Origin of the sequence: Fictibacillus phosphorivorans (assembly GCF_001629705.1) — a bacterium.
Taxonomy (GTDB): domain Bacteria; phylum Bacillota; class Bacilli; order Bacillales; family Fictibacillaceae; genus Fictibacillus; species Fictibacillus phosphorivorans_A.
On the sequence record NZ_CP015378.1, the window covers coordinates 3,689,838 to 3,716,833 of the forward strand.

The following is a 26,996-nucleotide window of genomic DNA, read 5'->3' on the forward strand; positions in this document are numbered from 1 at the left end:
ATCAACCTCTTCCAAGGACAACAAAGCTTTTCTTTTTACGCTTGTCGCTCTTTTTTCTTTATAATCGCAAAGCGGATAAAGATGTTGGAGAATGCGATGAAAGCTGCACCGACAAGTAGTCCTAGCAAGTAAGCCCAAAGGTTCTCAACGAGCGGCCAGCCCCAAACTGCCGGAAGCGGAAGCCATTGAACAGCTCCAAGTAAGACAGCCGTACTTGCGCCAAGAATCGCACCGATAATGTTGATCGGAATTGTGATCAACGGGTTACGAAGCATGAACGGAATCGCACCTTCAGAGATTGCAAGAAATCCTAGTAATAATGAAGTATTACCTGCTACACGAAGGTCTGCAGGGAATACACGGCGGCCGACGATATATTTATCGATTACAACAGCAACTCCAAGACCGATTGGTGGAATAACGATCGCTAGAACACGAGCCGTTAACGGATACACTTCATCTGCAGCAAGTCCGATTGCGATCGCACCTGCTGCTTTGTTGATCGGTCCACCTAAGTCAAAAGCAGTTGCAGAAGCGATGATCGATGCAAGAACAACATCACCCGTTCCTTGTGCAGACTCGATCCAGTTGCGTAATACTACGTTCAGACCGCCAAACACAGGATCTACAATGTAAAAGTTTAAGAAAAAGATCGATAGTACTGAGATCGCTGGGATGATAAACATCGGCTTCATCGCAGCTAAGTTTTTATTCAATTGAATTTTTCGGTTCAAGAAACGAGCGATATAACCTGCTGCAAGACCAAGGATCAATGCTCCTAGAAATCCAGACGGAATGCCATCCGGGTTGTTCCAGAACGTATAATGAAGTCCGCCAGCAAAAGCTCCCCCAATAAATCCAGCTACAAGTCCTACACGGTCAGCCAGTGAATAGGCGACAAACGCTGCAAATATCGGGTACATGAATTTAAATATGAGTGCTCCAAATTTATCTAAATGATGAAGAATAACGAATAGCTCATTTGAATGTGTAGCATATTTCGGATCTGCGAGTTCATTCACAAGTCCGAACGGCATCGCACCGAGTTTTGCGATTCCCATCATCAATCCACCTGCTACGATAACGGGTATCATGTATGAGATCCCTGTCATTACCGCTTGGACCATATCTTTAAAGAATCCGCCTCCGCCGCTTGATTGAGTAGTAGAAGATTCTTCTTCCTCTGCTTCAACAACACCATCAGGGTTACTCAGCGCTTTTCGAATCATTTCTTTCCCTTTTCGTAATGGTTCAGCTACACGCGTCTGCACATACGATTTACCTGCAAAACGGTCTTTTTGCTTTGGTGCAATATCCGTTGCAAAGATGACAGCGTCTGCATTTTTGATCACATCTGCTGATAACTCATCTTCAATCCCACTAGCACCCTGTTTTTCAACGAGTACAGAAACACCTAACTCACGTCCTGCTTTTTCCAGAGCTTCAGCCGCCATATACGTATGTGCGATACCTGTTGCACATGCTGTAACCGCAACGACGGTTTTGGTGAATTCTTTTTCAGGGGCAGCTTCTTTCTTCTCTTCAACATCCAGTCTGTTTAAAAACTCATCAGTTGTACCTGCTGCCATCAAACCTTCCAAGTAACCGTCGCGCATCAGATTCGTACTTAGTGTAGACAATACTTTTAAATGCGTCGTTCCCGCTTCACTCTCAGGAATGGCGATCAAGAATACGAGCTGGACTTTGTTGTTCGGATCGATACTTTCCCAGTCTAGGAGTGGTGTTTTTAGACGAGCTACCGCAAAGACGGCTTGTTTTACCGTTGCCGATTTTCCGTGCGGAATCGCTAACCCTTTCTCCATGCCTGTTGGAGATTGCTCCTCGCGTTTTAATACCGCTTCCAATAAAGCTTCTTCAGATTCTATATAATTTTGTTTTTTAATCTTTGAAATTAGCTGTCGGATCACTTGCTCTTTATTCTGAGCATCTACATCGAACAACACTAAATTCGGATGGGTCATGTTTCTTAGTTCCATGACATTCACTCCAATCTCCCCTAGTATGAAAGCACTTCCAACTTTCTATACTCTATTTGTAACATGAAAGTAAGCGTTATCTTTGTACAGAGTCCGTACATTTGTACAGAATGAAAAATGGGCTATACTAAAAGAAAGAATCGTACGGAAATGAGGAAGTTAACGATGGGGAAGTTTCTAGATCAGTTCAGCAGCAAGTTAGCTGAACTTACACCGACCGAAAAGCAAGTCGTATATTACATAGACAATCATATAGATGAAGCAAAAACGCATTCGTTGACCGAGATCGCCAAAGTAAACAATGTGAGTACAACCACAATCGTGCGCATGTCGCATAAGCTCGGACTTGAAGGTTTCTCCGAACTAAAATACATTCTGAAAACGATCGAGAATCAGCATGTGATGTTAGGAGACAATCCGGTTGAACGCTATAAAGAAGAGTTTGTCTCTGCATTTGAAACGATTCAAAAAACGGAACTCGAAAAATTGAGTGAGAAGATCGTGAATGCTAAGCGTGTGATAGTAGTTGGTGTAGGTCTATCGAAAATGATGGCAGAGTACTTCAGCAAATTACTTATGCAGACGAACAAGCAGACTCACTACACATACGAGTCACACATGATCGACCTTTTACCGAACATGGTGGAACCGAACGACCTCGTGTTCTTTATCTCGTCAAGCGGCGAAACGAAAACGCTTCTGCAAGCAGCCGAAAAGCTTTCATATAAAGTCGTAGATACAGCCGCGATCACGAACGCAGCCGACTCCACATTAGGTAAGATGGTGAAAACAAGTTTAAGCATGACGGTCGGACGGGTGAAGTTCGCAGGCTATGATATTACAGCAAGATCGACATTGATGCTGTTGATCGACCTTTTGTTTGAGAGCTATTTGAAGAGAAGTGTGAAGTGATTTTCATGGGGCGGACTCAAATTATCATATTTTATATGAACGAGGTTGTTTTTACGGTACGTGTTCTTATATTTATTACGCGTTCGCTCAATATGGCTATCGTTTCACACCAACAGTTGAGCGTTTCGCTCCGAATCGCTCACATTTCACCCCAATCCTCTTCTCTTTCGCTCAATCGAATACATGTTTCGCTCAGACCAAATACATGAACCGTTCAAGGTCATTTATGAATGAGTTTAGTTCATAATCTATCACCCACTTAAACAGCTCCCCTATCCCACACTACCTAAAAAATATGTTAAACTACCCACTTAACCAAAAAAACATAACTTTTTCCAATAAAATCATCTATTATATAGAGAAGAGTATTTTTTAAGGACGTGGACAATGAAAAAGCATATTCCAAACTTATTAACATTAGGAAATTTATTCTGTGGGTTTCTTTCCATCGGGTACGTTTCAAACGGTGATATTCGAAACGCAGCCATCCTTATTTTTATCGCGATGATGCTGGATGCGGTCGACGGAAGAGCAGCTCGCATCTTAGGGGTTTCAGGAAACCTTGGAAAGGAACTCGATTCACTTGCGGACGTTGTATCTTTTGGCGTTGCACCCGCTTATTTTGTAGCGAATACTTACTTTGCTCATCTAGGGATGTGGGGCTTTCTTTTTGCAGGATTGTTTCCGTTATTCGGCGCCTACCGTCTAGCGCGTTTTAACATTACGGCTGCAGAAGAATCGATGAAATATTTTAAAGGAATCCCAATCCCGCTAGCTGGTGGAATCGTTGTATTCTTAGTCTTTTTTGTAAAATGGATTCCGCTATGGATTTTTGTACTTCTGTTTTACGGACTCGGCCTCTTGATGGTGAGTACGATCAAGATTCCAAGCTTCAAGGATATTCCGATGCCGCGATACGGTACAATCATCTCGCTATTTTTGTTCTATATGTTTTATTTGCTTGCGAAGAACAGATTCGAGAGCGTACCGATCTTCTTCTATGTCGCTTTAGCTACGTACTTCTTATTTATTGGAGTGCGTTTTGTTAAGGTGAAAGAGATCAAGATCCGACGACCTCGCCGACCTCGTCGTAACAAAAGAAGACGCTTCTAAAAATACCTACCAGATGCTAAAACATTTAGCATCTGGTTTTATTTTTGAATCATCTTTTCCTCTCTCCCTTCATATAATGTCACAATAAGCGAAACATGTACTTTGTGAAATGGACAAATCATGTTTGAGAGGAGAGATGGTATGAACAACTACCCAAACCTTAGGGAGTTTTATGAAAAGGTGCCGATTTTAATTGGTGAAAACGACCGGGCCGCTCTAAAGAATAACGCTCAGGAAGACGACACTTCACTTGAGAGCTCTACACATTGGCTCATCGCCATGGAAGGCAGTGAAAAGCAACGAAATGTTTACCACTGGAAGGTGCTCATCTATCCTTCACAAACAAAAATGATACATTGCTATAAATCGCCGTACTACGCGTCGCAGCACTTTACATCCATCTATGAGGCCATCGAGTATTCTAACGAGTTAAGTCAAAAAGCTCGTGAGGATCAACTAAGCACTATTGAAAAGCCTGTTCTACAAAGAGAAGCATAACGTGATCCACCCTCGCTTTTCTTTTTGCTAGAGATTGTGAAACAGTGTACAAAAGGCATTGAACTACATAAGAAACGCATCAATGAAGTGGATCAACAACCAGTTCATTTTTATTATGTCTTCTTTACAAAAAACTGGAGACTAACTTACCAAATAAAGGTATAGTAAAAAAATAAGGAAATGAAGAGATGAGGATGTAGATGGATTATATAAAATACGTAAGAGCTATGGTAGGACACTCAAAAATTATTACAGTGGTCGCCGGAGCTTTTGTTCTTAATGAAGAGAATGAATTACTTCTTAATAAACGGAGTGACAACGGCCAATGGGGTCTGCCAGGGGGCTTTATGGAATTAGGAGAAACTGTCCAGGATACAGCTAGACGAGAAGTTTTTGAAGAAACAGGACTGAAACTTGGCAAACTCGAGTTATTTGGTATTTATTCTGGACATCGCTTTGATAAGACCTTTTTAAATGGCGATCAAGTATCGATGGTGAAGCATGTGTTTACATGTCATGATTTTTCTGGAGACCTTCTTACTTCAAATTCCGAATCTATGGATAATAAATTTTTTCCGCTTGACCAGCTTCCTGAGAATCTTTTCACTGATCATCTTGAGATAATCCAAGATTTTCTTAATGATCCTGAAAGACCTGTTGTAAAGTAAAGACGCGCTTAACATATGAGAAATGGTAGATTGCTAAAGACAGTTATTGTAAAAGTAAAACATCATGCATTTTTAGAATTTGCTTTTCAAAACATAACATGTCCTGTCCCCATAAATTATTTAGAGGAGAATCACGATGAACGAAGCACACCAAGAGGAACTTACCTCATTTGAAGAGCAGCATAAAGTTGTTCAAAAAAACATACCTTACTACGACTTAAAGTGGAAATCCGTTGAGAACCCGGCAACAAAAGATACGTGGAATTGGCTAGCCTTCTTCTTTTCAACGTTTTGGCTCGCCTACCGCAAAATGTATAAGCCGTTTTTTATTATTTCAGGTATTCAATTGCTCTGGGCTATACCTTTTTATTTTACTGATCTTACTGCATGGCTTGATCTCCCTTTTTACGGAATCATATCCATAATCGTCGGGTCATTCGGAAATCGTTGGTATTTTAATCATACAAACCATGTTTTGAAGCAAGCTAGAGCCTTACCCGAAACCGTACAAGACTCATATATACAAACCAAAGGCGGAACACATGTTGGAATCATGCTTGGTTTGCATACCCTTTTGTTCGCACTTTTCTTTGCGTTGGATTTTGGTTTATCTTTCATACCAACAGAAACGAACATAAAGGACGTCGTACGAATTAGTGAAGAGGCAGATACATTAGAAGTTTACATGGATAACCCGAAGTGGAACTACATCAAACAAGAAGGTCGTCACCATGTTGTAGAATTTACAGGTTATGATTACACCGAGAAAGAAGATGTCAGAATCGTCTTATATGTTTACTTTGACAAGTACATGTATGAATGGAATCAAGTCTATATTAACGGTAAAAAACTTAACGAAGAAGATTCAATCGATTATGAACTATATATTGAGGATAGTTCTTGGTGATTTAAATAAAAGGAGCTTTACGCAGCTCCTTTTTCTTATATCGTTCTCCATTCACAACCTGTATAAAGTTTCAGCTCCCCTTTATAAAAGACCATGCGCCCAGCAGTTGGATTCTTCGGTAAGCTGGATACATTTATATTAATACCGTCTTTTGCGATAACTTCTCCAGTTTCCGTAATGGTCACTACATTGGAAGTTCCGTTCAGATCTGTAATGTTTAAACTGCCGTTATCATCACGAATTGTCCACCTCCGCATTTTATTCGGTGTGCTTAAGCTAATTTCCAAGTTGTCCGTATGTGATTCAAATTTCACTTCACCTTTACAGCCACGCTTTGTTTTAAAATGAAATTCTTTATCTGGGTTCGCCATTCCACCGAATCCCCAATACCCATTTGTTTTGTTAATCGCTAGCATCGTTTCTAGTCCTCTACCACCGGCTACTTTATTACCGATGATCTTGAAATGGGCTAATTCATCGTCTGATGCACCTTTTGAAACACCACTCGAAACGCCTGCTGTATTAATTCCTTGACCCACTCCCCAAGCCACTTCACCCTTTATCCCTGTAAAATACGTGGCTCTTCGGTTATTCGTGTTTTCTCCTTCATGCATCAACATGAAGGCTGGGTGCCAATTTCCGTTTAGCCATTGAGTATTTCCATCATTCTTACCAGCTGTTTCATTATGAGTCTTTGTAATAATTCTATATTGCATACCGTCTCCGTTACACGAATCATATCGAGTGTTGATGGAATAATCATGTATTAGAATATCATGGCGTGCAGAAGAAAAGTCAGGGTATGTACTTGGGATTCCACGTTTATATCCGTAATCAATCTCTGGCGGTACCACGACAACCCCTCTTCCCCTGCTGTCTACATCCGCGATTGCCGCTTGAAGTGCAGCCCGGTTATGATACTGCGAGTGCATAGGGGCAGCTCCATAAAAAATAACCGAAACCATTTGTGGTGAACCAAACATCTTACCACTCCTTAAAACGTTACGTTCTTTTCAATTCCCTAAACAAAGAAACTTCAACTTACTAGATAATGGTACTATTAAGAAAAAGAACTTTAGAAGGAAGTTGAATACACTTGTTAAATATTCTTAAAAAAAGACCTTTATATATAGGTGCAGGTACAACATTTTTATTCACCATGTTTTATTTCTTCCTGAGCACAGGATTTAGCGGAGAAAATGAGGGTCTTCCTTATCTTATCCCTTATTTCATCTTATTCGTTTATTTCATTTGTTTTCTAGGTGAAGCTGCACTTTCTATCTTTCCTAATAGGAAACACGTATTTAATCTATTACTAGTATTGCTTCTATCTAGCACGATTAGTATATTTTTTAGTTTACTAATTTACGGAGATATCTATTATATGATTTTAATCGCACCGTTATTAACAGTCGGAAGCCTCGTCTATTATTTTTCTAGTAGAATGATTCAAAGAAAAAACATAGCTTTTCTTCTCTCTACATCTCCTTTATACGTCTTATTATTATCATTAGTACTCATTCTATAGTAGAAGAAGGGGATGAAAGAATGGAAGAATCTTTTGGAAAACGAAAAATCTTTGCTACCATATTGACGAGCTTTCTTTTTTCACTCAATTTGACAGTTCTGTCTGTTTTCGATCGTGAAACTGGTGAAAGTGGCTTAGAAATTATCATGATTCCGATTTTTGCTTCATTTATAGCTGCAGGTGTCATCGTATGTATTGGTCTCATAACATCTGCAATTATTGAATTTATCATCTGTAAGATCGGCTGGAACTACAACATCAGCGTTCCTATGTACATTGTTTCACATGCAGCCATGGGTTTATTAATAGGGAGACTAATCTTTGGTTTCTGGGGATTATATACGTATACAGGGGGGTTATGTGCGACAGTATTCGCTTCCATTGATATGTGGCTTCTTTTTAGAGTAAAGAAAGGAAAAGGCACTTCTGAAGAGATTCTAAAGATCTATCTATGGGCCATACTCACCGTTATTGTTGTTACACTTTCACTATTTTTGTTTGTTCAACTATTTTAAAAAGATATAGTAAGTACAGAAAAGACTCCTGAGTTCATCAATAACCTACTCATGAGTCTTGTTATTTATCGATAGATATTTCCTATAGTTGAACAGTAACTTCTGATTTATGAACCAATATTACACGAGGTACATACGGTTCATTCACTTTTCTAATCTCAAGAAAATCCGAAGAATACACATGTAATACTTTGTGCAATTCATCATGATAGCTTACGAGGTCGCCTCTTTCAATAGTCATAGCTTTCACCCTAGTCGTTAGTTTCTATAGTTAATTATACCTAACTATTTCGGTAAAAAAATTGGGAAACATGAAGGGATTTTGGGTTTAAATTACGATAATTTAAGACTAGTTTCCTCTTACAGTTAAAGTTCAGGTATATTTATAGAAGGGAAAATTTTTAGCGTGAGCTTATACCTAATAAATGTAAATACACCATGCAAACAAAGGCGGGGTAACAAATATGAATTTAGGAGAAAAGATTCGTTATTTCCGAAAAGTCAAAAACTTATCCCAGCAAGAACTGTCTGCCGGGATTTGTTCGGTTCCTTATTTAAGTAAGATTGAGAACGGAGTAACTGAACCTTCGGAGGAAATACAGCAGCATTTAGCGGCAAAATTAGATATTAGATTACATACCATTAATGAGAATGAGTTAATTCAAAATTACATACAACTTTTCCATTCATTGTACCAAAGAGACTATCAAACTGCAGAACAACAATATCACTCACTTTTAAATTCACCCTCACAGTCTGTTGAGGAAGACATATTGCACAAAATATTTAAGAGTATTTATATCATGATGGCAATGGAAAATACAAAAGAAGTCTCCAGTTTATTAGATGAAGTTGCCTATATTGACAATGTGATTAAAGGGGAAAAAGCGTTTTATTATTTAATTGCCAGAGGACAATTAAGTTACTATTTAGAAGAATTTCAGGAATGTTTTAATTATCTCACTAAAGCCGAGAAACTTTTAGAAGAACACCGGTTTCAAGAATGGGAAAAAGGATATTTGCTCTACACCATTGGTCTTACAGCACATAAACTTTACAAAAATGTTGTTACATTAGAATATACAAATAAAGCTTTAGAAATCTTTGAAAAAACCTACTTTTTTAAACGATGTGCTGATTGTAGAGTGTTACTCGCTACTGTACATCTAAGGATAAAGAATTTTGAGGAATCTTCAAAACATTTACTACTTGCAGAAACGATTGCAAATTCATTTGGTGATAGTGACCATTTAAAGGGCATTATCTATCACAATTTAGGTGGCATTGCCACGCATAAAGGAGAAACAGAAGAAGCAATAAAACTCTATTCTCGAAGTTTATTAGCCAAAGAGAAAGAGCCACTTTCCTTAAAAATTGTAACCTTATCCGCGTTAGTAAAAAGTTATCAAGTGTGTAACGATCGAGAAAAAGGTCTGGAACTCATAAATACTTGGATTGATCAGTTGAAAGATAATACTCTGTTTAGAGGGTATGAACTTCATTTTCTTTATCATAAACATTTATTTACTCATGGTGAACTCAATGAAGAGGCTGTTCAATTTATGATAAAAGAGCTGATTCCTTATTTTGAAAAACGAAATGAGTGGATCTTTTTATCAGAATATTATCCCATCCTAGGAAAATATTTTGAAAACAACCAGAAATATAAACAGGCAAGTATGTATTATAATTCTGCAATTCAATCCATGAAGAAAATGTATGACTTTGGAGTTACTTATATCTAATTTAAAGAAAAAAGCACTAGGAAGTGCTTTTTTCTGATGATTTAAATAGTCTAGCATACTTCACTCACCGAGCGCTCTTGTAAAATCACTGCCAGCTCCTCCGCCGAAATCGGCCGGCTGAAGTAATACCCTTGCGCCTCGTTACATTGCTTTTGCTGCAGAAATTGAAGCTGTTCTTCCGTCTCTACCCCTTCTGCTATTACCTTCAGATCCAAGTTATGAGCCATTGCAATAATGGTTTCTACGAGTGAAGCGTCTTTCGAATCGGCATAAATGTTGCGTGTAAAGCTTTGATCGATTTTTAGTGTATGAATCGGGAACGTTTTTAGATAGCTTAGGGACGAATAGCCTGTTCCAAAGTCATCGATAGAGAGATGAATTCCCATCTCTTTCAACAACTGCATTTTCGCCACAGCATACTTTGAATCTTGGATGATACTTTCCGTCAGCTCAAGCTCTAAATATTGTGGCGCAAGCTCTGTTTCATTTAATATTCTACTCACCCGCTCAACAAGATCACTCTGCTGAAATTGACGGGATGAAATGTTGACTGCCATCCGTAACGGCGTGTATCCTGCATCTTGCCACGCTTTATTTTGACGACAAGCCCCGTGAAGCACCCATTCTCCGATCTGCAGAATCAGTCCTGTTTCTTCAGCGATCGGAATAAATTCAGCCGGTGAAATCGTCCCCCATTCTGGATGATGCCAGCGTAAAAGTGCTTCAACTCCAATGATGTCGCCTGTTTCCACATCAATCTGAGGCTGATACACAATTTTAAACTCATCGCGTTCCAGTGCCTTACGTAAGCCAATCTCAAGCTTCATTTTCTTAGTAACGGCTTCATTCATCTCAGGTGTATAAAATTGAAAGTTGTTTTTCCCTTGTTCTTTCACACGGTACATCGCAGTGTCTGCATTCTTGATCAATGTTTCAATATCACGGCCATCTCCTGGGTACATTGCAATTCCAATCGAAGGTGTGACAAAAAGCTCTTGCTCGTTAACCATAACTGAGCTGCTAAACAGATCTACGATTTGCTGTGCAATTTTAGAGACTTCATCTGCCGTTGTATTTGGTATGAGTACGATAAATTCATCCCCACCCTGACGGCAGACCGTATCGTTCTTCCCTACACATGCTTGGATGCGCTTTGCAATTTCAATCAACAGTTGATCTCCGACCGCATGACCTAACGTATCATTGATGTACTTAAATCGATCAAGATCAATGAACATGATGCCAATGGTCTGCTTGTTCTCATCTGCCAGTTCGAGTGCTTGAGTAAGACGGTCGTTCAACAGAAGTCGATTCGGAAGTCCTGTTAAAGGATCACGGTAGACCATCTGATTAATCTTCTTCTCGTTTCTTTTTCGCTCCGTAATGTCCCGAATGATGCTGCTAAAATATACTTGATCTTCTTCCTGCCATGCAGCAAGCGACAATTCAATCGGAAATTCACTTCCATCCTTTCGAAGTCCTTCTAACTCAACCGTATTGCCGATCACTTTTGGTTCTCCAGACAACAGATAACGTTCCATGCCTTCTTTATGAGCTTTTCTAAACTTGTACGGTATAATGATCTGCAGATTTTTTCCTAGTGCTTCTTTTTCGTTAAAGCCAAAGAGCAGCTCTGCTCCTTTATTCCACGAGATAATGGTACCTGTTCGATCTGACAGAATAATAGAATCGTTAGCAGACTCAATAACAGAGCGGAACTTTCTTTCTGATAGAATCGACTGATATTCAAATCTTCGATCGATGAACGTACTGATGAACACCATCCCTAACAGAATGAGGATGACGATCCCAATCGCATAAGCTAGAAGGGTGCTGTTAAACGGTGTTGCTGCTAGATCAGTGTGATGCTGATGCGCTTTGTAACTAGCCGCTGACATACCCGTATAGTGCATTCCGGAAATGGCGATACCCATAAGCACCGCACTTCCTAGCTTCACGAGCCATATTTTACTTGTTTTATAGTTTTGACTAACAAACGAAAGTAGATACAGAGCTACGACTGATGCGACAAAAGCAATAATCGCCGAGAGCGTCCATAAGAATGGATTGTACTGTATTTCAGCGTTCATCTTCATCGCCTCCATGCCCGTGTAATGCATAGAAACGATACCCGTTGCCATGAAAAGAGCTCCTAACAATACCTGCTTCTTCCCCATGACAGGGCGGCTGATAATATAGAGAGCGATTCCGGATGATAGGATCGCTGGAATGATTGAAACAATGACGAGTGTTATATCATAGGTGACTGTGATGGATAAGTGAAAAGCAAGCATCGCCACGAAATGCATTGCCCAAATCCCCATTCCCATAGCAAAAGCTCCCGAGATCATCCAAATGTACCGTGCGTATGATTTTGTTTTTTGTACCTGTATCCCTAAATCTAGCGCAGCATAAGAAGCTATGACTGCAATAATGATTGATAGAGAAACAAGCGGAATGTGATATGTACTAGAAACGGCGTCCATTTATAGAAACTCTCCTTGTTAGTGAATGAAAAATACTTTACTTATTCTATATCGGTAAAATATTTACTGTATTAAGAGAGGTAATAACAATATTTTTAAACAGTTGTTTAATTTGATAGATTATCTGTAAAAGTTGTAGATTTTTTTATGCATACTTGCGAAGGGAATTTATGTATAATTATAATTAATTGGAAATAAAAGTTAATATTAGTTATGAGGAGTGATCTTATGGTGTTAAAAAGAAATGCTGGCATACTTTCAATTCTTTCTTTATTGATCGCAGGATCTCCAATCATCCTCGCTGCTTATAGCCCATTCATTGCGGACTATATGTTTCCTATTTTTTTCACGTTTATCGCATTATCCTTGTTCTTGGCTTTTTACGCAAAAAAAGGATTATCCAAACGTATTGCTACAACTCTCGTTTTTGGATTCATAGGCTTGGCCGCGCTCTTGTATCTTGGCATGCACCTCTTCTGGTCTAAGCCTTAATCCAATATAATAGCAGGAGGTATTTATCATGTTTTTTGGAATGCCTTTTCTTATTAGTTTAGTTCCAGGCGTAATCGTCCTCTTTCTCACGTGGTGGCTAAGAAAAAAGAACGTCTCTTTGTTTATAAAACTTGTGCCATGTTTGTTAACCGTGATTAGCTCCTTGGTCATTTTTTATGTAAGTTTAGAGTTCATTCGAGGTTTTGAAGGAGCTGCTTACGGGATCCTCGCGTTTTTCTTACTTTGTTATGGAGTTGCCGCTTATTTTCTTGCTACAAAAAGAATCACCGTCATTCCAAACACAAAAAAAGGATAACCTGGTTCAACTCCAGGTCATCCTCATCCTTTTTCCTGCCGTTATCCCAAACGAAACACGATTCCATGCCCACCTTTTGGGTATTCCCATTTAATGTTTTGATGCGGACAACCGATTCGGCAGCTTCCACACTCGTGACAGCCTTCGTAACCGACGTGCATCCGAATCTCTTCCCACTTATAGACTTCTGCCGGACAGAAGATCGTGCAGATTTTATCAGGACAATGGTTCAGGCAAACATCCGCATCCATAACGGTGAGATGTGACTTCGTGTCTGCGTTAAAACGAACGAGATACTGTTTTTCTTCGATGCTCTGACACTTTCTTTCGCTCATTTACTTCATCACCTTCCACGCCCGGTATGCATCACGAGCTAGTTTGAATTTCTCTCCAGCTGTTCCTACATCACGCCAAATTTTCTTCTGTTTCTCCCATTTCGATGAACCATCGACCGTAAACATTTGGCTTGCCGCTTTGTTCACCATCGGAATGTACTTATCAAAATACTGAGGAAACTTATCAAAGTGATGCGTCGAATCCCTATACTTTTTCATATCCTGACCCACAAAGCTGCTCATCAAGCGCGTCTTATAATGATTGAGTGTTGCTTCGGAATAATCGTCTCGTTCTTTTGCTAATAAAACAGCTTCTGCCGCAAACTGGCCCGATTTCATCGCAAGGTTCGAGCCTTCACGGTGGATCGCGTTTACGAGCTGGGCGGCGTCTCCAACAACGAGCACACCGTTGCCCGCTACTTTTGGCATTGATTTGTAGCCACCTTCCGGAATCATATGCGCCAAATATTCGACTGGCTCACCGCCCGCGATGTATGGGCGGATCATCGGATGATTCTTCACATACTCTAGGAGCTCATATGGTTTAATCTTATGCTTGATTAAGCCAGATAGAAGTGAACCGACACCTAAGCTCAATGTGTCTTTGTTCGTATAAAGAAATCCGGTCCCGAGAATTCCTTTTGTCGCGTCACCAAAAAGCTCGATTGTCGTACCTTGATTCTCTTCTAGATTAAATCGGTCCTCGATCGTCTTTTTGTCGAGCTTGATGATTTCCATCGTGGCGAGCGCGACTTCATCTGGTCTAAACTCTTTGTGGAAGCCGAGTGACTTGGCTAACAACGAATTCACGCCATCCGCCAGCACGACAACATCTGCATAAAGGTCTCCATCAGGGCGATCTGTTCGCACTCCAACTACTTTCCCGTTCTCAACGATACACTCTAGAACAACGGTTTCGTTCACCAAAAGAGCTCCCTGCTCAACAGCCTTCCCCGCAAACCATTGATCAAATTTTGCCCGCAGTACCGTAAAGTTGTTGTACGGTTCCTGTCCCCATTCCATCCCCTTGTACCCGACGGTTACCGCTGATTCTTTGTCCATCATCATAAACCGCTGCTCCACGATCGGTCGTTCGAGCGGCGCTTCTTTCCAGAACTCTGGAATCACGTCTTCCATCATTTTGCGATAAAGCACACCGCCCATTACGTTCTTTGAGCCCGGATACTCTCCGCGTTCGATGAGTAATACGTTTACGCCGGCTTTCGCTAGTTCATATGAACAGGAAATGCCGGCAGGACCTGCTCCAACGACGATTACATCAAACTTTTCAGACATGATCCACCACCTCCCCGTTAAACACTTGTTTAAACTGTTGAATCAGAAGCGGTACGATCTCAAAGGCATCGCCAACAATGCCGTAATGACTCGATTGGAAGATCGGAGCTTCCGGGTCGTTGTTGATCGCGATGATTAGCCCTGAGTTCTGCATCCCAACAATATGCTGAATCGCTCCAGAAATGCCAATTGCGAAATAGATTTTTGGCGTGACCGTTAATCCTGTCTGTCCCACTTGGTGATGGTGCTCGACCCACCCTGCTTCCACAACATCACGACTCGCACCAACTGCCGCGCCCAGCGTTTCAGCGAGATCATGAACCACCTGGAATCCCTTCTCGCTGCCTAAACCTTTTCCGCCTGCCACCACAATATCCGCTTCATCAATCCGAACCTTCTGCGTCGTGAACTGAACGATCTCAAGCACCTTCGTTCGAATGTCTTCTTCTTTTATAGAAGCTGTTTCTTCTATTAATTGTCCTCTTCGACCAGGTTCAGGCGTCAGTGCTTTCATCACTTTTGGCCGTACCGTCGCCATCTGCGGTCTATACTTTTTACAGAGAATCGTTGCCATGATGTTACCGCCAAACGCTGGTCGGCTCGCAAGCAGCAAACCTGTGTCTTTTTCTATATCTAAAATGGTAGAGTCCGCGGTGAGTCCGGTTGGTAAGTCCGTCGCAACGGCACTTGCGAGGTCCTTACCTGTTGATGTGGCGCCATATAAAATAACTTCAGGTTTATGCTTTTGACAGCATTCCAATAGTGCTTTCATATAAGACTCGGTTCGGTAGTTTTTAAAAATAGTGTCATCATACACATAGACCGTGTCGGCTCCGTATTCATAAAGCGTGTCGGCGAGATGTGTGACGTTCTCTCCAATTAATACGCCAGCAAGCTCGGTGCCACGTTTGTCTGCCAGTTCCTTCCCCGCTCCTAACAACTCGAGTGAAACCGGAACGATCTCACCGTCTTTTACCTCAATAAACACCCAAATGCCTGAATAATCCTCAAAGCTCAACGCCAGACCCTCCCTTTACCGCAAAAAGCTCTTTTTTCTCTAATAAAAGATTCAGCAGCTTTTCTGTTTGCTGAACTGCATCCCCCTCTAGCATCTCGCCGCCACTCGGTTTAGTCGGTGCCCACACCTTTGAGACGATTGTTGGCGAGCCTTTTAGACCGAGCTGTGTTCTCTCCACATCCTCTAGATCGGCAACTGCCCAGATCACCGGCTGATACCGAGCGGCTTTCAACATGTTCGTCATCGACGAATACGGAACATCGTTGATCTCTTTTTCCACCGACATCAAGCAAGGCATTGTCGATTGAATGACTTCATAACCGTCCTCCAGTTTTCGGTGAACGACCGCATACCCTTCTTCTATATTGATCTCTTTTACCTTGTTAACAGAAGTCAGCGGAGGCATGTCTAAACGGCGTGCGATTCCTGGCCCAACTTGTCCCGTATCACCGTCAATCGTCATCTTTCCGCAGATGATCAGGTCGACCGGCTGAATTTGCGAAATTTTCTCGATCGCTTTCGTAAGTGCATAGCTCGTCGCAAGCGTATCCGCTCCCGCAAACGCTCGGTCTGAGATCATATACCCTTCGTCTGCCCCGATCTCGATACATTTTTTGATAGCTTTTACCGCTGGCGGAGGACCCATCGTCAATACCGAGACCGTCCCACCGTATCTCTTTTTCAGACGCACCGCTTCTTCTACCGCATGCGCGTCGTATGGATTAAGTATCGCAGGCGCACTCGCGCGGTCCATCGTATTCGTCTTCGGGTTCATCTTGATGATCTTCGTATCCGGCACCTGCTTGATGCAAGCCACAATATGAAGCATTCGACCCCTCCTCTAATCACAGGCATTTCTCACATAAGAAGCCAATTGTATGATGATTATTACTACTATATGGAGGGCTTGTTCAATACATGACGGATTTCTTTTGGACATAAAAAAGAGACTCTATTGAAAAGAGCCTCTCGTCTCACGAGTCTTTATATTCAGGATGTTGATGGCGTTCGCAGCCGAAAAGATAACAGTCTCTTTCTGGTGAAGGTTCTAGTAGAATCGCCGGAAGATATCCGTCCTCTATTTTCTTGAGCAGAATCTCAAAATCATTAATCTCTTTTGTGAGTCTGATAATCACTTCTTTTTTATCCTCTTCCGTCCAGTCTTCATCTAATTCTTCTGCTTCGGCTTCTACCAATTCCTCCTTTTTGTAACGAAGAAATTCCTTTATCGTGTTGTTCGCTTCGGTTTCTTGTTTTCTCTGTAAGAGACAATAGACATACATCCCAACCCATTCTGGCTGTAAGTAATAGTCTTTCCATCCTTTTTCAAACCAATAAACCGCTTCATCATGCAATCCAATCTCAGCATACAATTCAGCAAGGTCTATTGTACCTATAAAGTCTTCGGCATCTTCCTCAAAAGTTTGGGTTAAACGCAGAGCTTCACCCTTTTCTCCAATTTCTATCAAACATTTTACCTGATTGTACAGCGTATAGTCAGATTTACCAGCTGCCAGTCCGAAATGAGTAGCCGCTTTCACCGTTTCTCCAAGATAATAATACGCTACACCTAGGTTATGATGAGTGATATTAGTCGGTTCAATTGAAATGGCTTGCTGTAACATTTTTAACGCATCTTCATAACGTTTATTTTCTAATAAAAGTTCCCCACACAAACTATATGGAAAATGAGAAGTAGGGCGGAGATCAACGGCTTCTGATGCAAGTGAAAATGCACGCTCTAAGTCATCTTCTTCACGCCATATCACCCATGCTAAGTTTGTCAGCGATTGAACATCTCTCTTTTCTAGTACGGCTTTGTGGAATAGTTTCATCGCTTGATCTACGTTATTTTCTTCTAGCTGCTGAATCGCTTCTTTATTCGTATTGATAGGAAACATCTACCTTCCTTATAGTTAAAACGCGTATTGAAACAGTCCATAATAGAGTGGACCAATCATAATTAATGCTGTAACACCAAATATAGCTGGGCGAGCTGCTCTTGGAATCTTGTTTGCATCTTCATTAAACTTTTTAAGTCCATACGCTAGATCCCAAACTAATCCACCGATGAAAACGACTTTCCATAGAAGTGGTGTGAAGAGCTCATTGCTCGTTACATACCCGAACAATCCGATCCACGTAATGATTGAAATAACAAAATCTAGTTTCGCAGAGTGAGTCTTGTATCCGCCTTTAATGAAATAGCCAATCGCAAGAGTGCCTAGAATTCCAAGATAAACCGTCCATAAAATATTTGCCATAACCCTCATATCCCCTTTTTCTGTCAGTGATTTTATTATAAATCTTACATTTACTTCCGGAAACCTTTTAGTGATAATAAAAGGCAAATAAATGATTGCAGAATAATAAGTCTAATGGTAATATTTTTAAGTATTTCATTTATTTAGAAGGAGCATGATGACATGCCTAAAATTTCCCTTGCAGAAGCAGTTAAACTTAAAAGCGTATTATCGAAACGTATACATGAACTTGAGGATGAAATGGATCGTGCAGCCTTTGTTGAAATCGAAAAAGGGGATCAAGTTCCAAAGCAAGTCCGAACATTATCAAATGTCGAACAAGATATAGAGGAAGTCCGCAAAGATTTTCGTTTATTAGATAAACTCATGTATCAAGCAAACAGCCAACAACAGATTGTATTTAATGATGAACCTCTAGCGATCGTGGAAGCAATAGAACTTGCTACACAACTACGCGCGAAATCAAAAAAGTTTAAAGAATTCGGCGCTGCTTCAAAAGAAGAGCCTTATTTATTCGGTGAGAACGCAAATTTAATGCGAATCGCAACATTCGAGCCAGAAGATTATCGTTTAAAAGGAATCGAGACGGAGCGTCAAGCAAACCGTCTTTCCAATCTGATCAACGCTAAAAACTATTCTGTTGAATTAGACTTCGACAGTGAGAAATATTTTTAAGCCTTGAAGAGGTGAGACTCCTCTTCAAGGTATAGAAGGAGAAAATTTTTCGGGTACACTGGTACCCTTGTAACGGTAGATGAGCCAACCAATCACCCATCACCGATTACCATCTTACCTTTTACCTATTACCCACTTTTGCAATGGATGGTCGATGACCCACTCATTTTAAACCTATACTCCTTCTATATTCTCCAGTCCGGTTTAGGACTGGAGATCTTATATGATATGCAAAAAAGCAGTTCCCTCTGTTGAGAACTGCTTTTTTATCATGGTTGTTTAGTTGTTTTACGGTACGTGTTTTTATATTTGTTACACGTTCACCGGTAAATGGTGTGTGACCACCTGTAAATGGCTGCTAACCACCTGAAACGATGCTGTGACCACCGGTAAACACCACACGATCACCTGCAAACCACACATAACCACCGGCAACACACACAAACATGATCTACGGAACCAACATTCACACGAAAATCACACTCATTCTATATGGTTAACCTGTAAATTCTCAAATATAGCTTCTCCACCATCAGAAAATAGCGTTATTCCCTGATCATTATGCTCCGGATACAATAGACTTGAGTGCGCGACTCGTCCATCATCTACAAATACTTCTACACTTGTTTTATCTACAAGAATTTTCAAGTGAACGTTTCGTTTTTCTGAAGAAAATGGCGCTTTGCTCTCTACGTATTGACCGCTTTTATCTGGTTGGTTAGCAAAGGATCGGTTCACATAAGAAAACTGTCCTTCTGTATGAATCCCAACATCAATATGGCGATTCTTATCCTCGGATTCACGAAGCCTCAAGCCGATATTTTGGCTGTCTTCCCAACTGATATCCGTTTCTAACACGTACGAATCTCCAGATACATCAAGCGTTTTTTCACCTGTCACTTTAATCTGCTGGAAGAAATCCCTATAACTCGTTAAATTATCTAATGCTTCAACCGGTTGTGACGCTAAATAATACCGATCCGCGTTAGCATCATGTTTCAACTGAAGTTCACGCACCACTGAATCCATACCGTTAAAATCTTCTTTCATCGTCGGCGTTTCATGCGGATAGCTCCAGCTGTTCATCCAAGCGAGCGCATATCTTTTCGCATCAGGATCACTCTTCTCTCCTTCATCAAACGTCACGCCACCATACCAATCAAAGCCGTGATCCAGCCACTCTGGATCTTCATGATCAACGGCAAACGACTCTCCGTTAAAATCTCCTGTCCAATACGCGTACGTGTTGGGTTTTCCAGACGAGAGGCCGTTCGCGCTCACACCGAGCACCCATTTCAGTGTTCCATCTTCACCACGCATCAAAAAGAGATCAGGACATTCGATCAACCCAATATCTTTCGTTTGAAAACCGCTCGTAAATCTCCAGTTTTTCAGATCATCAGACTCATAAAAACCGATTTTCGTACCTTCCGCCATCAGCATAATCCACTTTTTCCGCTCATCATCCCAGACCACTTTAGGGTCTCTAAAATCTTTCGTTCCCGGGTTATCTAAAACGGGATCCTCGCCATGAGGCTTAAACGTCTTTCCTTCATCCGTACTGTACCAAAGAAACTGCTTCTGTTTTCCTCCGTCTTTTGAAGGCTGTGTCAGAATAGCGATAAACGCATTCTTCCCGAACCCAGCGGTATTTTCTTTATCGATTACTACGGAACCTGACCAAATGTCACCGTTATCGTTCGTGAATTTCGGAATAGCGACGCCTTCATCTCTCCAGTTCACAAGGTCTTCAGACGTTGCATGGCGCCACTCTGTTCCGTTTCCGTCTGGGTAATCTTTGTTATAAAGATAATAATAGTGATATTTCCCTTTATAATAGACCGGTTTCTGAGGATCGTTCTTCCACTTGTCAGGCGTTGTAAAATGATAATCTGCCCGATACGATGGGTCGTTTTCCTTTTTCGGAACCGGCTTACTCGATTCTTCCATTAAATTCTTTACTAGCAACAAACCTGAAATCAATAAAACTAAAATGAATAGCACTGGCCATTTCTCTCTTTTAAACATAGTCTCTTAACCTCCTCACTAATTAGTTGTCTTTAAACGAAAAGGAAATGCCATCTCTGGCATTTCCTTTTGATTGATGTGTAGGGTAGGTCGAAAATTGATTGATAGAAATCTTTACTTCGTTAGTTGTCCTTGTTCAAGAATGCTGTTTTTCACAACAGATGTTTTCTTGCCTTTGATGTTCATCTCGAAGCTTGGTGCAAACGTTGATTTGCGGTCTTCGAAAAAGCCTCTGTTTGTCATATAGCTTGTTACAACGACATTGTCGCTATTTTCTTGAGGAATCGCGTAGTGTGCATATGTCCAAGTGATGTCGTTCGGATCTTGGTCTTGGTGCAGCACGATACCTGTTTTGTTCAACGGCTTGAACGGGCCGTCTAGTGAATTAGCTGAATACCCAAGCATGTAGATGTCTCTGTCATCGATGCCGTCGATTGTCATTTTAGAACCACGGCTGCTTGTGAAGAGGTACCATTTTCCATCTTTTTTGAAGATGTTCGGGCGCTCGATCTCATCTGTAACCGTGTTGGATACGATTAGTGGCTTCATTACTTTTTTCACAGAATAATCGTCGTTGATCTCGATGATTCCGATCGCACCGTTCGCTTTTTTAGCCGTTTCTTTCTTATCAGATGCTAAAAGATTCTTCTTTTCATCTTGGAAGAAAGCGTTGCTCTTTCCGTAGTACGCTTGGTTATAAAGAGATTCTTCTCCTTGGTAACCTGTTACTGTACCTGTGTTCGCTTCAAACACTAAATATTTGCGTCCATCTTCTTCGATATAATGAGGATCTCTGAACGTATGGTTATCGTTGTAGTCTCCGCCACCAAACGCTTTTTCAACCGTTTGGTACATCTTGCTGTCTCCGCCTTCAAAGATAGACTTGTAATCTTCTACACCGTCGATCTCAAGCGTTTTGTTATCTGGTTGAGAAAGGTTAACTTGCGCTGTTGTTAACGTTTGTTTGCCGTAACGATCTTGATCTGGCTTGAATGCTTCACGGTTTGTATAGAACAAACGAACTTCGCCGTCAGAAGTGAACGTTGCAGAACCAGACCACTCTTCAGATTGATGTTTTAAATATTTATCGTTTGCATTGAACTTGTCATCGTCCTCGAAAACACGTCCAGCATTTTTCCAAGCATCAATTGATTGGTCATCCGCTTTTTTATAGAACATGTAGATGAACGTGTCATTCGGGTTCTTCGGGTCACCTGCTAGACCGAAAACGATGTGGTAGCCTTTGTATTCAGCAACCGTTCCGTCCGCGTTTTGAAGTGGCCATGTATCCCACACGTCCATGTCGATTTTTTTGCCGTTTTCGTCAACCTTTTTAGCTGACTCTACATTTTTGATTGCCGATGCATCAAATTTTGGCACAGTATATTTTGGATCGTTATGTTGATTGATCATCTGCTTCATGTCGTAGCGCGTGATCTGTGATGTTCCGTATGTTTCTTTAAAATCTGAAGGGGTTTGACCCGACGCAAATGTTGTTGCACCCCCTCCTAATAAAATCGCAGTACTGAGTGATACGACAGCTACTTTTTTCGCCATATTACGATAGTTCATACGTATTCCTCCTATGTGATTTTCGTTGGGACTGATGAAACAGTTCCAATCGTTTGTCTTTGCTAATTACAAGTATAGGGGAGGTTGCCGCGTGTAGATATGGCATGGATTGATGAGGATTTCGTCTTAAATTGATATCTTGTAAAAGTTGACTCCGGGTCGAGGTGAAAATGAGATCAATAACTTTCGCAACAAAAAAGACCCCTATCAAGGAGTCTCATCATTCTTGTGCTTTCCGTGCTCTATCCCAGGAGAGCTGAAATTCTCGCAACAGCTGCTGTCGTGTTAATTGTTTACCTACATACATCTGCATGGCAGATCCGAACTCTTCTTTCACCCCTGCGGGAAAACCGCTCCAGTTGGCATCCAGTGTGTTTCCTTTTTTGTATGCGGCTATCGTCTCTTTTGCAAGTGGACCTAGCTTTTCCGTTTTAATGTTTTTAAAAACCGGGATGAACTTAAACCGCTCCGTAATGAACGTTTGACCTTTTTCCGAACTCACCATCCAGTTTAAAAAGTTCTTCGCTTCTTTTTTATCACGAGCATCTGCCTCTTTGTTTACGACCCAATAGTTCGGCACGCTCACCACAAGCTGATCTGTCGGCTCGTCGTTAATTGGTATCGGCATGAAAGCAACATCCAGATCTGGAGCTCGTTCATCAATCATCGGCTGTATCCAGTTTCCTTGAAGAATCATCGCGGCTTTTCCTTTTGCGAAAAGATCCACTTCCATGTTGTAATCCGTCGTTAACGGATCTGCGTTTCCATATTTCAGCGTAACATCCAAAAGGTCAATCACATCCTGAAACAGTGGATTATCGGGGATTTGCTCCTCACCTGCATTCAACTTTTTAATAAAATTATCAGGATCTTTCTGTCTCGCAAAAGCCACATTTAATAGGTGGACACCAAGCTTCCAGTCCTCGTAATAGCCGGTTGCAAATGGGGTGATTCCTTTTTGCTCTAATTTTACCGCTGCCTTTTCTAACTGTGGAAGTGTCTTTGGTACCTGCTCAATTCCTGCACGTTGAAACAACTGCTTATTGTAAATAAAGCCGTAGCCTTCTAAATTCATAGGCATTCCGTACACGTTGCCGTCCATCTTGATCGCGTTAAGCGTACCTGGATAGGCTTCCTGGACCCATTGCTCTTTTGATAGATCCTCTAAATACGGCCGCCACGTCTCAGCATTTCCATACCCCGTGTTTGTAAAAATGTCCGGCCCCTTACCTGAAGCCAGTTCTGCTTTCAAGTCAGAATAATCATCTGCCGCTCCTCCGACCGTACGAATCCGTATATCAATCTCAGGATTTTCTTTTTCATAGACTTTCGCGAGCTCTTCAAATTCAGAGGCGATCTCTACTTTCGGGTTTCGGATATCAAGTACAACCTTTTTCTCTATCTTTTCTTCTTTTTGGGGCTTTGAATCACTTTCTTTCTGACAGCCTGCAAGAAGAATCGCTATTATACCAATGGTTACATAATGCTTTTTCATGTTTTGTGGAATCACCCCTTTCTCTATAAAAGCTCTGCTTACGATTTTTCACCATTTCGAAACTCAAACGGTGTTATCCCTACTTCTTTTTTAAAAAGCTTAGAAAAGTATTTTTCATCTTGATACCCGAGCATCGTCGAGATCGAAAAGATGCTTTCATCACTTTCCTTCAACCAACGTTTCGCCTGGTCAATCCTCAGTTTTGTTATATATTTGGACAAAGTCATGCCCGTTTCTTGTTTGAACTTGCGAGAGATATGCTCCCGGCTGAAAAAGAATCGGTTCGCTAGTCTTTCTAAACTCATATCTTCCATGTAGTATGTTTCAACATACGAAATAATATCGTTCATGCGCTGTTTCGCTTCAAGTTCGTCCAACCGCTGAATGGATCGGTAGTTCTGGTTTTCCAACTCACTTTGAAGATGATTATATTTCTCGTGAATCTCTTGAAGTGACTGCAGCTCGCCCTTTACGAGGCGTACAGGAATATCGAGCTCACGACTTAAATGCTCTTCAACGAAAAACCATTCCTCCGGCAAGGTGATAAGCACACTTTGATTAGAGTCATCCGGCAGCATCACAGCACTCCCGATTTCCTGCTCCACCAACTCATCAGCCAGTTTTTCGATATAAGGCGCAGGCTGGTGCATTTGATAGAATGTTAGCAATGTAAAATCATATCTTTCAGATGACGGGAGGTTAGAGGCGATAAGTTCGAGGTCTGCTGGCTCACCATGACATGCCGCTAAAACCGTCTGACTCCATCGAATCTTAACCGCGTCTTCTTGGTACAGACGAGATTTGCTTTCTTCATCATAAGCCGCAACCGCTTTTTTCAGCACGTTGTTAAACGCCTCATCCTCAACCGGTTTTAATAGATAATCGAAGCTGTTATGCTGAATGGCTTTTCTCATAAACTGATAATCATCGTAACCCGTAATCAAGACCACTTTGCCTTCGTACGAGATAGAATCCAGCCACTCGATCAGATCCAAGCCACTCATGCCAGGCATTTTTATATCCGTAAAAATAATCTCAGGCTGCTCTTTCTCGATGACCTTCTTCGCTTCGTTTCCGTTCGCTGCTTCCAAGAGCTCTGTTATCCCGTGTTCATCCCATTTTCCGATATACCGAATCACGTCGCGGACATTGAACTCATCGTCAGCTATCAACACCTTCATTTGTTTACCTACTTTCTGTCACTAAACTCTGGGCTCATAGCTAGAATCTTTTGGAATGACAATCGTTACCGAAAAACCTTGTCCATTCGGCTGATCCACAAGGAAACCAGCTCGCGTGCCATAGTTTAGAATCAGTCGCTGATATATATTCTTCAGTCCGATATGCTCGTTTACAGGGGTACCTTCCGATGCTGATCGATAAATGTTTTCTCGTAAACGCTCTAAATCGCTCGCTGTGATTTCAGGTCCTTTATTATTTTCAACAACCAGGTAGAGAGAATCTCCTTTCACCTCGGCCGAAACCGTCAGTTCCGCTTCGTAAAAACCCTCTTCATACACATGCTTGAAAAAATTTTCAACGAGCGGTTGTAAAATCATACTTGGAATCCTACTCTCTAGTACCTCATCACTAAAATCCAGCGAATAATGAAGCTCTTTTCCGAATCTGGCCTGTTGCAGATTGAGGTAAGCCTTCATATAATCCACTTCATTCTGCACGCTCACCCACTGATTCGCTTGCATGGAATAACGCATCATCTTAGACAGCGAAGTAATCAGTCCATACACTTGCGGAGACTTGGAACGAAGAGCCACCGCTCCGATCGATTGCAGAGCATTGAACAAAAAGTGTGGGTTCACTTGTGACTTCAACGCACGAAACTGATTTCTTCTATTCTCAATTTCCAATTTATATTCACGATTAATATGAAGGTTGATCCGATCCGTCATGTCTTTAATATGCCGTTCCAAATGTCCGATCTCATCTTGCCGCTCGTTCTCAAAAGGTATCTCGATATGTCCCCCTTCGATCCCGCGTACTTTCTCACTCAGCTCCCGAATGGGCCGAGAAATTTTGTATGAGATGAAACTGATCATGAGTAGACCTAAAAGGCCGACACCAAGCCCAACGATAATATTAATGGTCGCCGTCTCTCGAACATCCCGGAACAACACGTCACTCGGAGTCTTTTTCACTAACTTCCAGCCTTCAACCGGTCCATCTAACGTCTTTGTTAACGATATTTCTTTATCTGTTGTGCCTTTTTTAATCCGACTTTGTAAGTTGGCCGGAACACGCTTACCTATTAATGAAGAATCCTTCGCATACATAATTTCATTTCTATCATTGATCAGATAAGCTGATGACCCGTTTTCTCCGGCTAAGTTACTCACGATCTTTGAATACTCACCTAAACTGATGTCCATCGTCATGATTCCAAGAAACTTGTCAGACGGCACTTCCTTTATTTTATGATGAATGCTTAACACCTTCGTCCGGTCAGATTCTGGAATGATCGCCGCGTTGTTGTAATTTTTGATCACATGCGGCGGCTCGATCAGATAATTTTTATTAGATTTAAACAATTGTTTAATGTGTTCTCGATTCAATAGATCTGGCTGCGGTTTTCGCGTACTAACTGTTGCGTTGTAAACAGTAAACGACTCTTTTCCTTCATTTAAATAAAACCGGAGCTGTCGAATCTCATTTCTCGTTAAGTAAAACGTCTCAATACTCTTCTCAACCGAATCCTGATCAAAATAGATCGAGTCTTCAAACCCCTCGGTAAAAATTCGGAACAGATCTGGATTTCGATACAAGATGTACGGGAGGTTCACCATGTCATCAAAATATTGTTGGAGGTCTTCCGCATTCTTCTCCAGCTGCATCTTGCTGTTATTGAGTTCGTACTCCTCAACACTGTTCTTCGTATAAGCATAAATGAGAAAAATCGTTAAAAAATACGGCACGATAATAAAACCCAGCAGCATGAGCAACAAACGACTATGTATACTTTTCACGCGCGACCTCCTTTACATGAAGTTTTTCCTATTATTGTGCAATCAAAACGAGGTTTGGATGTTTTAGTTCTTCGTGCTGGTGGGTGGTTTTGTGAGGATTTAGGGTGGTGCGGGATGAGCTGTGATAGGTTTTTAGCAAGATATTTTGAATTGGA

The 26,996-nt window shown here is 41.2% G+C and carries 25 protein-coding genes; 10 read left to right on the top strand and 15 right to left on the bottom strand.

Translation table 11 applies throughout. The features are described 5' to 3' along the window. Nucleotides 1–35: 35 nt before the first annotated feature. The gene (locus tag ABE65_RS18735) at nt 36–1,997 is read right to left on the bottom strand and encodes a fructose-specific PTS transporter subunit EIIC (protein WP_066398328.1); all 1,962 of its coding nucleotides are present in this window, start codon (nt 1,995–1,997) and stop codon (nt 36–38) included. 165 nt (nt 1,998–2,162) lie between these two features. Between ABE65_RS18735 and ABE65_RS18740 the strand changes: the two genes are divergently transcribed. From ABE65_RS18740 to ABE65_RS18760, 5 genes are all read left to right on the top strand, one after another. Further along, nucleotides 2,163–2,909 carry a MurR/RpiR family transcriptional regulator gene (locus ABE65_RS18740; protein WP_066398337.1) on the top strand — a complete coding sequence of 249 codons (747 nt, stop codon included), beginning with the start codon at nt 2,163–2,165 and terminating at the stop codon, nt 2,907–2,909. A 387-nt stretch (nt 2,910–3,296) separates the two neighbouring features. Further along, the gene (gene pssA, locus ABE65_RS18745; RefSeq protein ID WP_066398340.1) at nt 3,297–4,022 is read left to right on the top strand and encodes a CDP-diacylglycerol--serine O-phosphatidyltransferase; all 726 of its coding nucleotides are present in this window, start codon (nt 3,297–3,299) and stop codon (nt 4,020–4,022) included. A 141-nt stretch (nt 4,023–4,163) separates the two neighbouring features. Next, nucleotides 4,164–4,520, top strand: coding sequence for a hypothetical protein (locus ABE65_RS18750; RefSeq protein WP_066398342.1), 357 nt, complete (start codon nt 4,164–4,166; stop codon nt 4,518–4,520). Between the two features lie 200 nt (nt 4,521–4,720). After that, nucleotides 4,721–5,188 (top strand): NUDIX hydrolase, encoded by a 468-nt coding sequence (locus tag ABE65_RS18755; RefSeq protein ID WP_066398344.1) that lies wholly within the window; start codon nt 4,721–4,723, stop codon nt 5,186–5,188. Between the two features lie 136 nt (nt 5,189–5,324). Then, nucleotides 5,325–6,095 carry a DUF2628 domain-containing protein gene (locus ABE65_RS18760; RefSeq protein ID WP_066398346.1) on the top strand — a complete coding sequence of 257 codons (771 nt, stop codon included), beginning with the start codon at nt 5,325–5,327 and terminating at the stop codon, nt 6,093–6,095. A gap of 35 nt (nt 6,096–6,130) precedes the next feature. Here ABE65_RS18760 and ABE65_RS18765 read toward each other — a convergent pair whose 3' ends face one another. Next, entirely contained in the window at nt 6,131–7,078 is a 948-nt protein-coding gene (locus ABE65_RS18765) for a hypothetical protein (RefSeq protein WP_066398347.1), read from the bottom strand. Nucleotides 7,079–7,643: 565 nt separating this feature from the next. Between ABE65_RS18765 and ABE65_RS18775 the strand changes: the two genes are divergently transcribed. Continuing rightward, nucleotides 7,644–8,138, top strand: coding sequence for a hypothetical protein (locus ABE65_RS18775; RefSeq protein ID WP_066398350.1), 495 nt, complete (start codon nt 7,644–7,646; stop codon nt 8,136–8,138). Between the two features lie 82 nt (nt 8,139–8,220). Here the strand turns inward: ABE65_RS18775 and ABE65_RS21970 are convergent, their stop codons facing one another. Further along, nucleotides 8,221–8,379, bottom strand: coding sequence for a hypothetical protein (locus ABE65_RS21970; protein ID WP_156499207.1), 159 nt, complete (start codon nt 8,377–8,379; stop codon nt 8,221–8,223). 223 nt (nt 8,380–8,602) lie between these two features. Here ABE65_RS21970 and ABE65_RS18780 point away from each other — a divergent pair, with 223 nt between their 5' ends. Further along, nucleotides 8,603–9,883, top strand: a complete 1,281-nt coding sequence (locus tag ABE65_RS18780) for a tetratricopeptide repeat protein (RefSeq protein WP_066398352.1) — start codon at nt 8,603–8,605, stop codon at nt 9,881–9,883. Between the two features lie 50 nt (nt 9,884–9,933). Here ABE65_RS18780 and ABE65_RS18785 read toward each other — a convergent pair whose 3' ends face one another. Then, nucleotides 9,934–12,369, bottom strand: coding sequence for a bifunctional diguanylate cyclase/phosphodiesterase (locus ABE65_RS18785; RefSeq protein WP_066398353.1), 2,436 nt, complete (start codon nt 12,367–12,369; stop codon nt 9,934–9,936). A 228-nt stretch (nt 12,370–12,597) separates the two neighbouring features. On the opposite strand from ABE65_RS18785, the gene ABE65_RS18790 reads away from it, so the two are divergent. Next, the gene (locus tag ABE65_RS18790; protein WP_066398354.1) at nt 12,598–12,861 is read left to right on the top strand and encodes a hypothetical protein; all 264 of its coding nucleotides are present in this window, start codon (nt 12,598–12,600) and stop codon (nt 12,859–12,861) included. Nucleotides 12,862–12,889: 28 nt separating this feature from the next. Further along, a complete protein-coding gene (locus ABE65_RS18795; RefSeq protein ID WP_066398360.1) occupies nt 12,890–13,177 on the top strand; it encodes a YesK family protein in 288 nt (95 codons plus the stop codon). A 41-nt stretch (nt 13,178–13,218) separates the two neighbouring features. Here ABE65_RS18795 and ABE65_RS18800 read toward each other — a convergent pair whose 3' ends face one another. From ABE65_RS18800 to ABE65_RS18825, 6 genes are all read right to left on the bottom strand, one after another. Next, the gene (locus tag ABE65_RS18800; protein WP_066398362.1) at nt 13,219–13,512 is read right to left on the bottom strand and encodes a ferredoxin family protein; all 294 of its coding nucleotides are present in this window, start codon (nt 13,510–13,512) and stop codon (nt 13,219–13,221) included. After that, entirely contained in the window at nt 13,513–14,808 is a 1,296-nt protein-coding gene (locus ABE65_RS18805) for an FAD-dependent oxidoreductase (RefSeq protein ID WP_066398363.1), read from the bottom strand. Beyond that, entirely contained in the window at nt 14,801–15,826 is a 1,026-nt protein-coding gene (locus ABE65_RS18810; RefSeq protein ID WP_066398365.1) for an electron transfer flavoprotein subunit alpha/FixB family protein, read from the bottom strand. The genes ABE65_RS18805 and ABE65_RS18810 overlap by 8 nt, the downstream gene beginning before the upstream one ends. Further along, nucleotides 15,816–16,655 (bottom strand): electron transfer flavoprotein subunit beta/FixA family protein, encoded by an 840-nt coding sequence (locus ABE65_RS18815; protein ID WP_066398367.1) that lies wholly within the window; start codon nt 16,653–16,655, stop codon nt 15,816–15,818. Before ABE65_RS18815 ends, ABE65_RS18810 begins: the two co-directional genes overlap by 11 nt. Before the next feature lie 145 nt (nt 16,656–16,800). Further along, nucleotides 16,801–17,727 (bottom strand): tetratricopeptide repeat protein, encoded by a 927-nt coding sequence (locus ABE65_RS18820; protein ID WP_082861499.1) that lies wholly within the window; start codon nt 17,725–17,727, stop codon nt 16,801–16,803. A gap of 15 nt (nt 17,728–17,742) precedes the next feature. Next, a complete protein-coding gene (locus ABE65_RS18825; RefSeq protein WP_082861500.1) occupies nt 17,743–18,090 on the bottom strand; it encodes a hypothetical protein in 348 nt (115 codons plus the stop codon). A gap of 162 nt (nt 18,091–18,252) precedes the next feature. On the opposite strand from ABE65_RS18825, the gene ABE65_RS18830 reads away from it, so the two are divergent. Continuing rightward, nucleotides 18,253–18,765 carry a hypothetical protein gene (locus tag ABE65_RS18830; protein WP_066398369.1) on the top strand — a complete coding sequence of 171 codons (513 nt, stop codon included), beginning with the start codon at nt 18,253–18,255 and terminating at the stop codon, nt 18,763–18,765. Between the two features lie 483 nt (nt 18,766–19,248). Here the strand turns inward: ABE65_RS18830 and ABE65_RS18835 are convergent, their stop codons facing one another. From ABE65_RS18835 to ABE65_RS18855, 5 genes are all read right to left on the bottom strand, one after another. Continuing rightward, complete coding sequence (locus tag ABE65_RS18835; protein WP_066398375.1) at nt 19,249–20,793, bottom strand: glycoside hydrolase family 32 protein; 1,545 nt, start codon at nt 20,791–20,793, stop codon at nt 19,249–19,251. Between the two features lie 114 nt (nt 20,794–20,907). Then, nucleotides 20,908–22,365, bottom strand: coding sequence for a glycoside hydrolase family 68 protein (locus tag ABE65_RS18840; protein WP_066398377.1), 1,458 nt, complete (start codon nt 22,363–22,365; stop codon nt 20,908–20,910). 220 nt (nt 22,366–22,585) lie between these two features. Next, nucleotides 22,586–23,860 carry an ABC transporter substrate-binding protein gene (locus ABE65_RS18845; protein WP_066398379.1) on the bottom strand — a complete coding sequence of 425 codons (1,275 nt, stop codon included), beginning with the start codon at nt 23,858–23,860 and terminating at the stop codon, nt 22,586–22,588. A gap of 38 nt (nt 23,861–23,898) precedes the next feature. After that, on the bottom strand, nt 23,899–25,041 hold the full coding sequence (locus ABE65_RS18850) for a response regulator transcription factor (RefSeq protein ID WP_066398381.1): 1,143 nt from the start codon (nt 25,039–25,041) through the stop codon (nt 23,899–23,901). A gap of 21 nt (nt 25,042–25,062) precedes the next feature. Then, nucleotides 25,063–26,841, bottom strand: a complete 1,779-nt coding sequence (locus tag ABE65_RS18855; RefSeq protein WP_066398383.1) for a sensor histidine kinase — start codon at nt 26,839–26,841, stop codon at nt 25,063–25,065. Nucleotides 26,842–26,996: the final 155 nt, after the last annotated feature.